The 15,190-nt window shown below is 63.6% G+C and carries 16 protein-coding genes; 12 read left to right on the top strand and 4 right to left on the bottom strand.

Annotation, left to right across the window (positions count from 1 at the left end; translation table 11 throughout):
* The first annotated feature begins 779 nt into the window (after positions 1-779).
* Entirely contained in the window at positions 780-1,094 is a 315-nt protein-coding gene (locus tag WH303_RS13875) for a DUF736 domain-containing protein (RefSeq protein ID WP_198833927.1), read from the top strand.
* Positions 1,095-1,133: 39 nt separating this feature from the next.
* Here WH303_RS13875 and WH303_RS13870 read toward each other — a convergent pair whose 3' ends face one another.
* Together WH303_RS13870 and WH303_RS13865 are read right to left on the bottom strand one after the other, a co-directional pair.
* Positions 1,134-2,645: a hypothetical protein gene (locus tag WH303_RS13870; RefSeq protein WP_339519194.1), complete on the bottom strand. Its 1,512-nt coding sequence runs from the start codon at positions 2,643-2,645 to the stop codon at positions 1,134-1,136.
* Between the two features lie 52 nt (positions 2,646-2,697).
* Entirely contained in the window at positions 2,698-2,988 is a 291-nt protein-coding gene (locus tag WH303_RS13865) for a helix-turn-helix domain-containing protein (protein WP_034018414.1), read from the bottom strand.
* A 265-nt stretch (positions 2,989-3,253) separates the two neighbouring features.
* On the opposite strand from WH303_RS13865, the gene WH303_RS13860 reads away from it, so the two are divergent.
* From WH303_RS13860 to WH303_RS13820, 9 genes are all read left to right on the top strand, one after another.
* Positions 3,254-3,601 carry a DUF2958 domain-containing protein gene (locus WH303_RS13860; protein ID WP_339519191.1) on the top strand — a complete coding sequence of 116 codons (348 nt, stop codon included), beginning with the start codon at positions 3,254-3,256 and terminating at the stop codon, positions 3,599-3,601.
* Between the two features lie 321 nt (positions 3,602-3,922).
* Complete coding sequence (locus WH303_RS13855) at positions 3,923-4,729, top strand: DUF2285 domain-containing protein (protein WP_339519189.1); 807 nt, start codon at positions 3,923-3,925, stop codon at positions 4,727-4,729.
* A gap of 75 nt (positions 4,730-4,804) precedes the next feature.
* Positions 4,805-5,086, top strand: a complete 282-nt coding sequence (locus tag WH303_RS13850) for a helix-turn-helix domain-containing protein (RefSeq protein WP_014995090.1) — start codon at positions 4,805-4,807, stop codon at positions 5,084-5,086.
* Positions 5,087-5,112: 26 nt separating this feature from the next.
* A complete protein-coding gene (locus tag WH303_RS13845; RefSeq protein ID WP_198833931.1) occupies positions 5,113-5,961 on the top strand; it encodes a replication initiator protein A in 849 nt (282 codons plus the stop codon).
* 289 nt (positions 5,962-6,250) lie between these two features.
* Positions 6,251-6,889: a ParA family partition ATPase gene (gene parA, locus WH303_RS13840; RefSeq protein WP_339519354.1), complete on the top strand. Its 639-nt coding sequence runs from the start codon at positions 6,251-6,253 to the stop codon at positions 6,887-6,889.
* Complete coding sequence (locus WH303_RS13835) at positions 6,886-7,173, top strand: chromosome partitioning protein ParB (protein WP_198833932.1); 288 nt, start codon at positions 6,886-6,888, stop codon at positions 7,171-7,173. The genes parA and WH303_RS13835 overlap by 4 nt, the downstream gene beginning before the upstream one ends.
* Complete coding sequence (locus tag WH303_RS13830) at positions 7,170-7,715, top strand: DUF2840 domain-containing protein (protein WP_339519183.1); 546 nt, start codon at positions 7,170-7,172, stop codon at positions 7,713-7,715. Before WH303_RS13835 ends, WH303_RS13830 begins: the two co-directional genes overlap by 4 nt.
* Positions 7,712-8,311: a S26 family signal peptidase gene (locus tag WH303_RS13825; RefSeq protein WP_339519181.1), complete on the top strand. Its 600-nt coding sequence runs from the start codon at positions 7,712-7,714 to the stop codon at positions 8,309-8,311. The genes WH303_RS13830 and WH303_RS13825 overlap by 4 nt, the downstream gene beginning before the upstream one ends.
* A gap of 448 nt (positions 8,312-8,759) precedes the next feature.
* Positions 8,760-10,772: a relaxase/mobilization nuclease and DUF3363 domain-containing protein gene (locus WH303_RS13820; RefSeq protein ID WP_339519179.1), complete on the top strand. Its 2,013-nt coding sequence runs from the start codon at positions 8,760-8,762 to the stop codon at positions 10,770-10,772.
* A 12-nt stretch (positions 10,773-10,784) separates the two neighbouring features.
* Here WH303_RS13820 and WH303_RS13815 read toward each other — a convergent pair whose 3' ends face one another.
* Both WH303_RS13815 and WH303_RS13810 read right to left on the bottom strand, forming a co-directional pair.
* On the bottom strand, positions 10,785-12,002 hold the full coding sequence (locus WH303_RS13815) for a helix-turn-helix transcriptional regulator (protein ID WP_339519177.1): 1,218 nt from the start codon (positions 12,000-12,002) through the stop codon (positions 10,785-10,787).
* Positions 12,003-12,116: 114 nt separating this feature from the next.
* Positions 12,117-12,575: a GNAT family N-acetyltransferase gene (locus WH303_RS13810; protein WP_339519175.1), complete on the bottom strand. Its 459-nt coding sequence runs from the start codon at positions 12,573-12,575 to the stop codon at positions 12,117-12,119.
* Between the two features lie 231 nt (positions 12,576-12,806).
* Here WH303_RS13810 and WH303_RS13805 point away from each other — a divergent pair, with 231 nt between their 5' ends.
* Together WH303_RS13805 and WH303_RS13800 are read left to right on the top strand one after the other, a co-directional pair.
* On the top strand, positions 12,807-14,156 hold the full coding sequence (locus WH303_RS13805) for an IPTL-CTERM sorting domain-containing protein (protein WP_339519174.1): 1,350 nt from the start codon (positions 12,807-12,809) through the stop codon (positions 14,154-14,156).
* 10 nt (positions 14,157-14,166) lie between these two features.
* A complete protein-coding gene (locus tag WH303_RS13800) occupies positions 14,167-15,111 on the top strand; it encodes a GNAT family N-acetyltransferase (protein WP_339519173.1) in 945 nt (314 codons plus the stop codon).
* Positions 15,112-15,190 lie beyond the last annotated feature (79 nt).

The raw sequence follows: 15,190 nt of genomic DNA, 5'->3' as shown, positions 1-15,190 counted from the left end.
CGGCCCCCCCCCCCGCCCAGAGGGTGCCCGGGGGGGGGGGGGTTAAAAACAAAACCCCGGGGGGGGGGGGGGCCGCCCCCCGGTTTCAAGGCTCAAAGCCAAAACGCCCCTTGACCGCCTTCGGTCAGGCGGCAAAGGGACCGCGCACAAGTCGCCTCGTGCACAAAAGCCATTGAAGCCATGCAAGTGCAGCGGCGCACGCGCCGCCGACATTCCGACAGCACCTCGCCGCAATGGGCGGCGCTTGTGGCGCTACGCCCCGGCTTGTTGCGGCAGGTTGCACGAAAGCGTGCCGTGCTCGACGCTGGCGGTTCGTTGCCTGTACGTCACGAAGGACGGTTCACCGACACGCCACCTGGCCTCGATTTGGAGCTTCCACGCCATGCATCAAGCATGTGGCCGCAAGTTGTGGCAGGAGCGCTCGTACCTTGTTGCTGGGGCATTGACCTGGCCGCGTCAGGGAACAAGCCGGTGAAGTTGTCATGCGAGGATGCCGAGTCGGCCATGTTTCCATTCGGGAGCGGGCGGCCCGTGCGTCCTTGTCTTGTCGTGAATCCTGGGGGTGGCGCGGCTGCGCCTTGGGCTTCATGGCCGCAACCTTGCAGCGAAAACAATTTCCCCTGCGCTGCGCGCATTCCTCGCGGGACAAATTCTTTTCGCCTCCAGGTTCTCCACGTTGTTGCGACCGATCTGCAGTGCGGCCAGCCCATCCCCCACCGGACGGATCACAACAAGGACGCACTGGCGCGACCTTGTTCAACCCGAAAGGAGAAATCATCATGGCTAATATCGGCACCTTCACCGCAGAGAAAGACGGCTTCACCGGCTCGCTTCGCACCCTGACGCTCAACGTCAAGGTCAAGCTGGTTCCCAACGACAAGGGCGACAACGAGAACGCTCCCGACTACCGCCTGCAAGCAGCCAGCCACGACATCGGCGCAGCGTGGAAAAAGACCAGCGAGGCCGGACGCCCTTATGTGTCCGTGACCCTGGACGATCCTTCGTTCCCTGCAACGGTTTATGCCCGCCTGATCGAAGGCGAGGACGGCGCACACGACCTGATCTGGTCGCGCAGCAAGCCCAAGGCGGCGTAACCACCTCAGCGCCTCGACCACTATGGCGAGGCGCTTGGCTTACCTGCTCTCTTCATTGGGGTGAGCGGATTCACTAAACACCTGCAAGACAGGGGCCAGCACCAACTGCCCCACGGCATAAAGGCCAGGGCCTCTGCCCATGAGTTCCGCAATGCGTTCCTCATGGAGTCCGCCTGCTGCGCAGTCTTGCTCCATCTGTGCAACTAATGCGGCTTTGGCCAGGGCCAACGTGGCCTCGGCCTGCTGCGATAGACCGCTTGCTGATTGAGCGTCATACGCAATCAGGTTATCGAGCACTGGGGTAATGCTTTCCATGCCGTCTTTGACCATTTTCGCCCGTAAGCCTTCAACGACAAAAGTGACCAAGCGCCAAATTTGCTGTGGTTGTTGGTCAAGTTCCTTTTCGATCAGTGTTCGCGCTTCAAATGGCGACAAGGTGGAACATGGCGCGAGCGCCATACTCATGGTGCGAGCCAGTTTGAGGAGTTGATGTTCTTCCAAGCGTTCCAGCAGGTTTGCGAATGCACGCTGTTGCGTGCCGTCGGCGAGCGCATTCGCAAGCCCTTCGGTAGAGTGTTCCGGCACTTGAACGCGGCCTAGCGCTGAGAGCACCTGATGTTTGCCGATATCGTGTGGCGGATGCTCCGCGAGAGGATCAATGTCCACGGTCACTTCTCGCGTGGCGGAACCCTGCGGTGCCGTGCCCAGGTGTACGGCAAAGGTTAAAGTGGAGAACAGCGCGACACGGCCGTAGATTTGGCCGTCGAAGCCATCAATACCAACCGTCACTCGATGCCCAAATTCAAACTTGTTGGCGCATGCTCCGGCGGGCGGGCTGAAATCCCACCAGGTCGGCGCCATGCCTCCGAAGAGCTCCAGCGCAGCCGTCACTGCTGCGCGTGCCTTGATCAGTTCCTCGCGTTCTTCCGGCTGCTGCTCGCAGCCGCCCAGCGCTGCGACCTTGGCGATAGCTTGCGTGTAGTCGATGAAGTTAGAAAGCGCCCCTGATCGAGCGACCTCCGGAAACTCCTGAGCAAAGAATGTCTGCGTCATGTACGCGATGGCACCCAGACCACAGGCACCGCCAAATTTGCGCTTATGGTGAATGGAACCCGTGATGTACGGTCGAGTGGACGGCTTCGACAAGGGCATCCATTCATGTCCATCGTCCTCCATCTTTTTTGCGAACTGTTTGACGGACTGCTGGTTGGGAAATGCCAGATGCAACTCTTCACCTTCGCCAACTGCGGTGCGGGAGATGACGCGGGGCTTCGTGAATTTGATCTCCTTGGCAGAGATCGAAACGGTCTCTCCCGTCAGCGTGTGCTCGCCATAGGCAGTTTTGGGGTGCTTGGAGTGATCCGGCCGAACGCCCAAGTATGCATTGAGGAAGTCGAGCTGCTCGGCAATCTCATTGACGAGACCCGAATAGCTGTTGTCGTGCTTGGGGCAATAGATGCCAGAGTTGACCCGCCGGCCTCCAAGAGACGCCGGAAAAACGTGCTCCCCAGAGCCTGCGGCCTGTCCGCACACGATGCATGTCTTCGCCATTGAGTTCCTTTCCAAAGTTGCACCACGCCAAGCGAAGCTATGCGATGCAGAGTCAATTAGGCACTTCGCCCAGGACTTCTTCAACGGCCCCCATCAAGTGGGCGACGCTGAGCCCCAGCGCACGCGCGATCTTGAAAATAATCGCCAGCGTGGGCATGTGTTCGCCGCGCTCAATCTTGCCCATGTGAGAACGCTCGATACCGGCTTGATGTGCCAAGGTTTCCTGCGCCACGCCTTGCTCGACCCGCAGTGCGCGCACCGCCGCGCCGAAGGCCTGGGCCAGCTCGGCGTCGAAGGTGGTGGAGCCGGCCGGTCGGCCGCGCTGGACGGTTCGCTTCTGCATAGACAGAAGCGTCGATTCGCAGCACAATTAAAACCACGTTATATTTAACTCATTCATCCAATCTCACCTGTTTTTGTGCCTTTACTGAAATCCGCATTTGCGGCTTTCTTCAAAAGCGGAGAGCCTGATCCGTGTCTTTCCTGACTTCCGTGCATGTGCCTTCGTGCTTCTACGTCTCTGCGGATACGTGGGGTTGCGCCTTGGTGCTTTCGTTGGAAGGCGTGAAAGTGCCTCTGCTGCTCTGCGAGTCTGTGGACGTACAGCCATGACTCCGCTCATCACCGCCGACGAGCGCACGCGCCTGCTGTCCAACGGCCAGGCCCGCGCTGCCGGGCAGGACACCGACCCCCTGCCCGTGGTGCGCCTGTTCACGCCAGATGCTCACGCTACCTGGCTGCTAGCCTCGCTCGACCCAGCCAATGGCGATACTGCCCACGGCCTGATCGACTTGGGGATTGGCATGCCTGCGCTGGGAACGGTGAAGCTGTCCGACCTAGCCGCCATCGTCGGGCCGCGTCAGCAGCCCGTGATACGGGATCGCTATTTCCAGCCAGTGCGGCGGCTGTCGGAATACCTGCGACTGGCCGAAGACAACGGCTCGATAAACGATTGAATGCCACCGCGAAGCGAGGCGCATTGTGTCTATTTCGGTCTGGTCTGTGACCCGTTCGGTCTGAATCGGCAGTGTTGCACCGTAGCGGTGCGTGCCAGATCGAAACGGTCATGATGCCTGGCGCGGGCTGCGGCAAGCTGACCGACGCGGCATGCCATTGGAGTGCATTGCCGCCGTCGCACTCGGACGATTTCAGCAGCGCATCGGAGTTCATCGGTCTTGACACTGCCAGTTTACGCTTCACCCATGACGTTTTGACGATGGCCTCGTAGCACGCCGTTTCGCTGTGGCGACGCATCCCCAGCACAGGGAGGTTGCCTTATGGCTGATCGCAGTGCCGAGCCGTGGTATGCCACGGCGGCATATCTCTACGTTCTGCACCTCGATGGCCCGGCGCTGGCCTGGGAGTACCTGCGCCGCCATCCTGACTACCGGCGCGACTGGCTGCGCCGTCGTCGCCAACCGGATGCTGCCAAGAGCTGGGGGCTGCGCCTGCTGGAAGATCACGCCTTGGATGCGCGGGACGCGCACCCGGCCTGGTTTCCCGATCACGATGCCGTGGTGCAGCTCTACCCGGATGCAGATCCGCCGCCCGATGCGCTGTGTTTTGAGTTCTGGAAGCTGCCGGGCCACAAACATCTGATCCATGACGGCAAGCGCCTGGTGCTGGTGGCGCGCTGGCCCGGCTGCTGCCTGCGTTTCGTGCTCGCGCCAGACTTGGCCGATGGCATGGCTTACGTCTATGCAATCCGGGCCTGCGCCGCGCCTTGCGAACGCTATGCGGCCCTGGCGAGCGAATTGAACAAGATCGCCGTAGCCGCCGGCGCCGTACCTGCGGCGACCGTCCGGCCACGTCCGCCGCTGTCCGCATTGCTGGAACTGCACACGCTTCAGGCGCTGGACGCGACCCTGGCGGGCGCGTCCTTGCGCGAAGTCGCCGAAGGGCTGTTTGGTGTGGATGCCGTTACCGCCGACTGGCACGCCGACAGTGCTTTGCGCGCCCGCGTGCGGCGACTGGTACGCCGAGGCGATAGGCTGATGCGCGGCGGCTATCGCCGTCTGGCACAGCTTCCGGCTGTCACTTCGCATGAGGGGGGACGTTTCGCATCCCCTGCAGAACGTCCCTGAGCAAGAGTCCCAAGTTTCTTGAGACTGCCTCTATCCGGCTGCGCTGTGTGGCCGGGCTTGATGGAGGACCATCCCATGCGACCTGCTCCCTTGCGGCCTGCCGCCGCTCCCGTTGCCACACCCGCACAACCCCAACGCTATCTCACCAACGATGAGGCCGCCGATTACCTGCGCCTGTCACCGCGCACGCTGGAGAAACAGCGCGTCATCGGTGGTGGCCCGAAGTTTCGAAAGTTCGGTCGCCGCGTCATGTACGCCGTGGCCGACCTCGATGCCTGGGCGGAAACGCGCAGCTTCGAGACCACTTCCGATCCTGAATATGCCGAGCACCACTCGGCTGACAGTCGTGCGCGCTGATCGGCGCATCGCCGGTGTCCATCGCCATGTCCCGCCCACCAGGGCACGCCTTGCAGCAGCGCGAACAGCTCGACCTGTTCCGAGCACTGCCGGGCGAGGACATGGCACCGCGCGATGCCCAGGACTTGATGGCCTATCCGTTCTTCTCGCTGGCGAAGTCGCGGCGCACCGCGCCGATCGACTTCCGCAGCGGCAACATCACCATCCGCGTGGAAGGCACGCAGGAGCATGGTATTGCCACCATCTGGGATGCCGACATCCTGATCTGGGCGGCCAGCCAGATCGTCGAAGCCAAGGACGCGGGCATCCAGCCGTCCCGGCGGATGCAGGCCACGCCCTACGAGATCCTGCGCTTCATCGGGCGCGGCAAGTCGCTGCGCGACTACCAGCGTCTCAAGGCCGCGCTCGACCGACTGCAATCGACCACGGTAGCCACGTCCATCCGCGAAACGACGGGAAGGCGCTTGCACCGCTTTTCGTGGATCAACGAGTGGAAGGAGCTGGCCGATGCCAACGGCACGCCGTTGGGCATCGAGCTGATCCTGCCGGACTGGTTCTATGCGGGCGTGCTGGACGCCGCCCTAGTGCTGACCATCGACCCGACGTACTTCCGACTCACGGGCGGCATCGAGCGCTGGCTGTACCGCCTGGTGCGCAAGCATGGCGGCAGGCAGGAATATGGCTGGCAGTTCGACTTCCGGCATCTGCACCGCAAGTCGGGCAGCAGCACTCGGTTTTCGGATTTCGCCTACGACCTGCGGGCGCTGGTCACCCGGCAATCGCTGCCGGGATACGAGCTGGGCATCGTGCGGATTCCCGAGGACGACATGGAATTGCTGACCTTTCGGCCCGTGCCGCAGACGGCACGGGGATAACAGCGGGACAAGCTGTGGATGGGGTCGTGCTATCAGGAGTAAGAGGTGTCGTGCTATCAGGAGTACGCCTATCGTGCTATCAGGAGTACGAAAACGCCGGAAAGCCAGTAACGGCGCGGGTTTGCGATCCCTCTAACATTACTAACTTAAATTCTCTAACTATTGGTAGAGAAGCAGCATTGCGGTGGACAACTACCGCAGGCCGAAAAACCAGCCAGGAAAAGCCGCACAAACCACCCCGTTCGGCACGGCAAAAACAGTCCGGCCTTCCAAGCTGGAGGGCCGCGCCATGATCGTCGCCTTGCTCAACCAGAAAGGCGGTGTCGGCAAGACCACGCTCGCCACCCACATCGCGGGCGAGCTGGCGATGCGTGGTCAGCACGTCGTGCTGCTGGACGCCGACCCGCAGGGTTCCTCGCTGGACTGGACGCAGCGCAGAAGCCAGCAAGGCTTACCCCGGCTGTTCAGCGCCGTGGGCCTTGCACGCGAGACGCTGCACCAGGAAGCACCAGAGCTGGCCCGCCGCGCCGATCACGTCATCATCGACGGGCCGCCCAGGATTGCCGCCTTGGCGCGCTCCGCGCTGCTGGCGGCCGAACGGGTGCTGATCCCGGTGCAGCCCAGCCCCTACGACCTGTGGGTCGGTGCCGAGATGGTGGCGTTGATCCGCGAGGCGCAGGTGTTCCGGCCTGCGCTGCGCGCGGCCTTCGTCATCAACCGGCGCGTCAGTACCACGGTGATCGGGCGCGAAGCACGGCAAGCCTTGGCCGAACAGCCGTTGCCAGCGCTGCGCAGCGAGGTGCGTCAGCGCATCGTCTTTGCCGATAGCGTGACTGCGGGGCGATTGGTGCGGGAGACGGCTCCCGATAGCGCTGCAGCGCAGGAAATCACCGCGCTGGTCGATGAGCTGCTGCGGTGGCCGTCATGAGCGACAACAGCAACCCACCCAACGGCAAACGCCCGGCCAAGCGGGTCGGCATCGGCGCGCGTCCGCCCGCCAATCCGCACGCCGAGGCGTGGATTCGCCAAGGCGACGCCGATGCGCTCAACAAGTGCGACCTCTACACCGCGCGCCTGACCCTCGACATCACGCCTGCCATGCGGGCACGTATCAAGGTGTCGGCCTTCACGCAAGGCGTGACCGTGGCCGACCTGCTGCGCGGTTTGCTGGAGCGCGAGTTTCCAGAACACCGCAGGGAGAACACGCCATGACCACATCCGCATTGTCTGCTACCGCACCGCCCGCCATCGCGATCACGACTGTGCACGCTGCACCGTCCAGCCAGCCTAGCAGCGCGCCGTTGATGCGCGTATCGCTCGCCTACATCGAACCGCGTTTCAAGCTCTACCTGCGCTTCGGCGAACCAGCGCGCACGCTCCAGCTCGATCGCTGGCGGCGCTGTGCCATGTTCTTGCCGGGTGCAATCCTCTGCCGCGTTCGTTGGCAGGCCAACGACTACGGCACGATCCGCTGGCAGCTCATGGTGATGCAGGCTGCTACACCGCTTAATGCCGTGCAGCGCATCCCCGGCGTGCAGCCAGGCGCGTGCCTGCTGCTGCATGCCGAAGGTGACGCCAGTGTGCGCGCCGTGCTGGAACGCATCGACGGCATCGAGGCGCTGGGTATCGCTGCCATCGACGTGTCGCCCGCGTACTGGCGCACGCTCGCCAACAGGCTCGCCGCGCATTTGCCGCTGCCCGAATACACCGCGGAGCGGCACGCCGCCTGGCTGGCCGGGAGGGCGCTGCCATGACCGCTCATTCCACCGCCGCGCGCACGCCCGAAGCCGCGCCGCATCCTCGCTCGCGCCTGCGCGCTCGCATCCTGCTGGCGGGCTTCGCCGTCGTCGGCCTCGCTGCGCTGGCCTGGGCGGCTTTCGTGCAGCCGCTGCCGCGCCTGATCTACAACCCGTCCGACAGTGTTTCGGTCGGCTGGTATCGCGTCGATCCGCTGCGCCACGACACCGGCTCGCTGCCACGTCCCTTGTCCGTGGACAGCATCGTCCTGACCCGATTGCCTGCTGAAGCTGCCACACTCGCTGCGCAGCGTGGCTACCTGCCAGCCCACATTCCTCTGCTCAAACGTGTGGGCGCTGTCGCACCACAACACATTTGCATCGTCGCCGGTCAGGTACTCATCGACGGCGCGCCGATGGCCGCCGTGCTGCCCGCCGATCGGCTTGGCCGACCGTTGCCATCCTGGCAGCTTTGCCGCCGTCTAGAACCAGGCGAGCTGTTCCTGCTGAGCGTGACGAATCCTGCATCGTTCGACAGCCGGTATTTCGGCCCGGTCAGCGCGACCGCCGTGATCGGCATTGCGCATCCGGTCTGGCTGGAGACACGCCCATGATGGCCTCCGATTCGCTGCACGTTACCGTGCATCTCATCGTGCCATCGGGCATGTCATCTTGCAGGCCGTCGCCGTGTCGTCGCGCGTGTCGTGCGAGCGCATCCGCACCGCACGACGCGCAACATCCGGCGCAGCCGTCCAGCGTGCAGGCGTCTTGCCTCGAACGTGCCTGGCCTGCGGCCATCGGCGCGTTCGCCGGCGGGCGGGCTGCAAGCAGTGCAGCACCGCCGGGCCGCCGATGCCCTGAGCGACAGCGAGGGGCAAAGGCGGAAGGCAAGACAAAAGGGGGCGGCACCTGTCGGCCCGCAAAGCCAGTCTGCACATGGGGGTGGCGCGGCACGGCACAGCTTCGCCGCCGTGCCGCGTGGGGCGCGAGGCCCGCGCCAATGCAGGGCGGTCCGCGTGCTTTGCGCGACCGGACACGCCATAGCTTCAAGGGAGAACGGCCATGAGCAACCGCCGCGATGACGATTTCCGGGTGCGCCCGAACCCTCCAAAGGCCCCGAAGAACTGGGGCAAGGGTCAAGGCCAGAGCTTTGTCTCCAAGGTGCTCAAGCAGACCGGTAAGGCCAGCAGCGGCAAATCCTCGGTGCGCCATCCAGGGGGAACCGGCAAGGGCGCAGGCACCGGCCAGCGGCCCGGCGCGCGCCGGGGCCGCGGGCCGACGGCGGCGCGCGGGGGGGGGGGGGCGGGGGCGCCGCGGGCCCCGCGCGGGGCCCCCCACACCCAGGAGGTCAACCAGCGCCAGGCCAGTCCGCAGTCGCTCGCCAAGCACCTGCGCTACATCGAGCGCGATGGCGTGGGCCGTGATGGTGAACCGGGCCAAGCCTACGGGCCGCAGACCGATGCCGCCGACCTCGACGCCTTCGAGGAGCGCTGCACCGATGACCGACACCATTTCCGTTTCATCGTCTCGCCCGAAGACGGTGCCGAGTTGGAAGACCTGCGCACCTACACGCGGCACCTGATGAACCGCATGGAAGCCGACCTGGGCACGCGGCTGGAATGGGTGGCGGTCGATCACTGGAACACCGACAACCCGCACACGCACCTGATCGTGCGAGGGCACGATGACACCGGCAAAGACCTCATCATCGCGGGCGACTACATTGCCGATGGCTTCCGCCACCGTGCCGCCGAGTTGGCGACCGAATGGCTGGGGCCGCGCACCGAGCTGGAGATCCAGCAGAGCCTACACCGCGAGGTGGAACAGGAGCGGTGGACGAGCCTGGATCGCACGTTGAAGCGCGAGTTGAACGACGATGGCCGAGTACAGATCGAGCGCTTCAACGCACCGAAGCTGCAACGCCAGCGCCTGTTGCTGATCGGCCGCCTTCAGCACTTGCAGCGCCTTGGCCTGGCCGACGAGATGCAACCCGGCACCTGGGCCATCCATGCCGACGCCGAGAAGACCTTGCGTGCCCTGGGCGAGCGCGGCGACATCATCCGCACCATGCAGCGGGCCATGAGCGGCCAGCCGCGTGAACTGGCGGTGTTCGAGCCGGGTGAGGATGAGGGAGGCGGCCGCACCGTCATCGGCCGCGTGGCCGCCAAGGGGTTGGCCGACGAACTGCGCGACCGAGCCTATCTGGTCATCGACGGCACCGACGGCAAGGCCCACTATGTCGCGCTGAACGCGCGCGACGAACCGGCGAACTACCCGACCGGCGCGGTGGTGGAGGTGCGTGGTTCGGCCGACGTGCGCGCGGCTGACCGGAACATCGCTGCACTGGCGAGCGGTGGCCTGTACCGCACCGACCATCACCTTGCGATTGCGCAGGGCCAGGCGCAAGCTGGACGCGACCCGCAGGAGGCGGTGGCTGCGCATGTCCGTCGCCTCGAAGCCCTGCGCCGCGCCGGCATCGTGGAGCGTGTGACCGAAGGGTTGTGGAAGGTGCCGGACGACCTGCCCGAACGTGGCCGTCAGTACGACGCGCAGCGCCTGGGTGGCGTGGCCGTGGAGCTGAAATCGCATTTGCCCATCGAGCGGCAGGCCCGCGTGATCGGCGCGACCTGGCTGGATCAGCAGTTGATCGGCGGTGGCAAGGGGCTGGGCGACCTGGGCTTTGGCAGCGAGGTCAAGGATGCGCTGCAAAAGCGGGCCGACTTTCTGGCTGAACAGGGGTTGGCCGAGCGGCGCGGCCAGCGCGTGATCCTCGCGCGCAACCTGCTGGGCACGCTGCGCGGCCGTGAACTGGCGCAGGCCGCGAAGGACATCGCCGCTGAAACGGGGCTGGAGCACCGGCCCTTGGCCGAAGGGCAGCGCGTGGCGGGCGTCTACCGGCGCTCCGTCATGCTCGCCAGCGGACGCTTCGCGATGCTCGATGACGGCATGGGCTTCTCGCTGGTGCCGTGGAGGCCGGTGATTGAACGGCTGCTGGGACAGCAGATTGCCGTAATAGTGCGCGGCGGCGGTGTCTCCTGGGGAGTCGGGCCACAACGCGGTTTGTCAATAGGCTGAAAAGCCGCTCGCTTATTGCCCCTGCATAGCTTCGGCGGCTGCTTGCCCGGGTGTGAGCAGCATCAGCCGCGACACCAGTGCCACCAGCTCCTGCTGGCGCCGGGTATTCGTCTTGTTCAGTAGTGTGGTCATCTGTGCACGCGCCGTAGAAATACGTACGCCCCGCGCATCGGCGAAGGCTTGCGGTGACTGGCCACGCATCAGCGTACATAGCAATTCGACTTCAGCCGGGCTCAGGCGAAAGGCATCGCGCGCTAAATTCACGGCTGCAGTGCAGTCCAAGCTGCGCTCCATCACCACCCATGCCACGCCAAGATTTGCGTGGCCCAAGCCTAAGGTGGTCAAATCGCTGACTGACAGCGTGACCAGCACCAGAGAGCCGGGCAGTTCAACGCAACCGCTGCGACCTTGCAGTGATTGCTTGAACAGCCCGCGCAATTGCGCGTCGGCGCTACTAGTCAGCAGCGAGCCGAGCTGCAAACTGCGCAAAGTCGTGCTTTCAGGCCGCGCCCAAAGCACACGGGCGCGGGAGTTGGCATGCAGCAGGCGACCTGCCGTGTCGAAGAAGACCAGGCCCATCGGTAGGTGCTCCATGAGCGATTCGAGTCGCCGGGCGCTGGCGCCCAGGGCGGTCATTTCACGGTGTAGGTAGGCGGCATGCTGCACAGTGTCGAACTCGGCACAAAAGCGCTCGGCATCTTCCTGCGTAAAGCCGTCGTCCAGCACCTTGCCGCGTCGGCACAGCATCATGTTCAAGTGTCCCACCGGGTGCGGCGCGCTGCGGCTTCCGCCCAGCATGCGAGCGCTAATGTCGAAAGGGCGCAGCAGTTCGCTATAGAGTGAGGTGCGTCGCAATCCATGCGTGTGCAGCAAGGCGGTATCAGTCACGATCCAGGCGCCCTGATCGGGCCGCGCGTGCTGCGCCACTGCGGCAGACCACAGCGGATCGTCATGCCGGAACTCTTCCATGTAGCCCTGCACTGTCTCAAACGCCAGGCCTGTCCACAGTAGCGCGGGCGCGCCCTGGCTGGACGGGGATTGTAGCCAGTAGCCCACCTCGGGCGTCGTTGTGAAGGCATGGCCCCAGGCCGTGAGTTGCTCCAATCCGCCAGTCAGGAACGCGCCACCCAGCAACTCAGCCCGAAAGCTCGCGGCGTAGCCCGCCAGAGCATGTTCCCAGCGCTCGGCGTTGCCCACGGCGCCCAGCAGAGCATTTACTGCGGGGTGCATGGGAGCTTTCTGTGGTGAGGGTACGTGGATTGAATCATGGTGGTGGTCATTTTAAATGGGCTCCAGATACCCATCCAGTCATTGATCTATCCGCGAGTCTGAGCGCTGATGCCATTAACCGGGAATATATTTCAAACGCATGTGCAGTAGCGGAAAAGGCCTGTTCAGGCTATCCAGCGGCGAGCGGCCGACCACCTCAAAACCCAGGTGTTCGTAGAACTCACGCGCCCGAGGGTTTTGCTCGTTCACGTCTAACGCTGTGGCTTTCATGCGCTTTACTGCATCGCGTAAAAGCGCTTTTCCCACGCCTTGGCCGCGTGCATGCGGGGCGACAAAAAGCATTTCTATTTTGTTGTCGACGACACCAGCAAAGCCAAGAATTTCGCCATTTTCTTTCTCGAAAGCGATTAATTCGACGGCGTGGAGATATTCGTTTCTGATGCACGGGCGCAGCCATGCAATGTCCGCTTCTGACAAGAAATCATGGGTGGTTCTAACGGATGCCTCCCACACTTTGGTCAACGTGTCGTAATCGCTTTCTTGGGGGCGAAATATGCCTGTCATGGTCGTCATTCAAAGGTTCACTGCGGGCGAAAAGTAGTCCACATTTCTCGCTCGCTGCCTATTCCCCAGGTGGGGAATGGGCGCCTGGATGCTGTCTGCTTACAGTGATTGGATCTTTTTTCATTTTGCATCCTGCATATGTTGCGCCTCAGAAGCTCTTTCCCCTCATGCGCCGCGCTGGCCCTTTCAGCGCTTGCCAACTTGGTCAGTGCGCCCGCCTTCGCCCAAGCTGCCCCCACTATGCTGCTGGGCAATCTGCCCCATGCCGAGACCTGCCACGTCAACGGCCAGCCCGATGCTGCCGCGCACTTTCGCACCGGCAGCAAGCCGCTCAGCGTGGAGACGATTCGCGTGGAGTGGGGCGAAGTCACCACCCCCGGCACCCAAAATCGCGCGGGCATCTTTGCTCATAACCCCGAAAGCCCCGCAAGACCCAGCGGCACTCAAGTAGGTGGCTGGAAGCGGGCGGCAGGTGCAACACAGCAAAGCGTGATGGCCTACACCAGCAGCGTCCCCATTGCCTTGCAACCCAACACAGACTACTGGGTGGTGGTGGAAATAGCCGACAACTCGCGCCCGCGCTGCACATATTCTCCCAACTTCGGCGCAGACCCGAATGCGGGCAACCCCACGCTCAGCCTGCTCTCGGCCATTGGCAGCACTGACACACCCGCCTGGCCCGTGGTTTTCACCATCCTGACTCTGGCCTATGCTTTGGACGGCACCGTGAGCGTACCCGCCCCCGATATGTCGGCCAGCCTGTACCTGCCCGCCACCGGTACGGTGGGCCAGCCGTACGCGGGCCACTACACTTGCCAGAACGTGGGCACGGTCGATGCCGTCAATGATGTGAGATGCCTCGTGCAAGCCTTGCCCGATGGCGTCAGTAGCCAGGGCTGCTCCATCAGCCCCAGTGCTACCCCTTGGCGCGCTGGCGACGCCGTCCCCGTGGCGCAAATCGTGCGCTGCGAGGTCTCCGGCACGCCCACCACCGCCACCGGCGTGGCAACCACGCTGCTCGCCTATGCCCAGGGCGACACCAACTTTGACAACAGTACGGCGCGCCAATTTATCACCACCAGCGCGGCGCCGCCGGTGCTGGCCCCCGACATGGCCGCCAGCCTGCACCTGACTGCCACCGGCACCGTGGGCAAGCCCTATGCGGGCTACTACACCTGCCATAACGTGGGCACCGCCCATGCCGAGATAAACACGCGTTGCGAGGTTTCCGGCTTGCCATACGGAGTGCACAACCCCGTCTGCACCATCAGCCCTGGCGCCATGCCCTGGAGGGCAGACGATCCCGTGCCTGTAGGCGAAACCGTGCGCTGCGATGTGTCAGGCACCCCGACAGATGCTGTAACAACCAACGTGTATTTGCTGGCCCATGCCCAAGGCGATACCAACATCAGTAATAGCGAGGCGCGCCAGTCCGTCTCCATCAGCGCAAAACCTGTAGATCCCGGGGGCAACCCTGACCCCAGCCCGGGCAATGTGCAAGCCGTGCCTTCACTAAGCACCTGGGGCCAAATCGTCTTGAGTGGATTGCTGCTCGGGTGCGGCTTGGGGGCGCGCCGTCGTCGTTCATAGGCCCACCACCATGTACACATCCATCAATATTCGCCCCTACCAGCCGGGCGAGGAATCGGCTTTGTACGCCGTGCATTACTCCGCAATCCACCTGGTGGCCCGACGCGACTACACCGCCGAGCAAATACGCGCCTGGGCACCGTATGACACGAATATGTGCCAGTGGGCCAATCGCATCCGCGCCATCAACCCGTTCGTGGCAGAGCTGGCTGGTGAACTGGTGGGCTATGCCGACCTTCAGAGCAGCGGCTATATCGACCACTTCTTTGTCTCGGGCAAACACCCGGGCCAAGGCATTGGCACGCGGCTGATGCAGCACTTGTTCCAAGAGGCCAAAGCGCGGGGCATTACGGAACTTACATCCAACGTCAGTCGCACCGCACAGCCACTCTTTGAAGGCTTTGGCTTCGAGGTAGTCGAGCAGCACCTGCCCGAGCGGCGGGGCGTCGTCATCCCCAATGCGCTGATGCGCTGGTCTTTGCCGCTAGACATAGCTCCTGAACACGATGCGCCACGGGCCGAACAACCCGGCCAACGCTTGGCGCCCACCCCCGAACCTTTTGACACACCAAATGGAGCACACATGCACTGGTTTCTGCTTGCCTTGAAGAAATACGCCACGTTCTCCGGCCGCGCACGGCGGTCAGAGTATTGGTATTTCGTTCTTTTCTACCTGTTGATTTTCTTTGCCCTGTCGGTCATCGACGGCATCATGGGCTCATTCAGTGCCGCCTCTGGTATGGGATTTTTAGGTGGGTTGCTGACCTTAGGGCTGCTGCTGCCCTCCATCGCCGTGGGCGTACGGCGGTTGCACGACACGGGGCGCAGCGGCTGGTGGCTGCTGCTGGCTTTCATTCCCATCGTAGGGGCCATCGTGCTGCTGGTGTTCTTTGCGCAAGATAGTGCGGCGGGCGACAACGCCCATGGGCCCAGCCCCAAAAACAGTTTTGCCTGATCTGGTGCGTAGCAGTTCCTGATCCTGGGACCTCTGCCACCCGTCAGATAAGTGCAGCCAGCTATAAGAATCGAGCCTC

It is taken from the genome of Comamonas sp. MYb69 (genome assembly GCF_037479315.1).
GTDB lineage: Bacteria > Pseudomonadota > Gammaproteobacteria > Burkholderiales > Burkholderiaceae_C > Comamonas.
The sequence above is the reverse complement of the archived record's forward strand: the minus strand, read 5'-3'. Positions and strand labels throughout refer to the sequence as shown.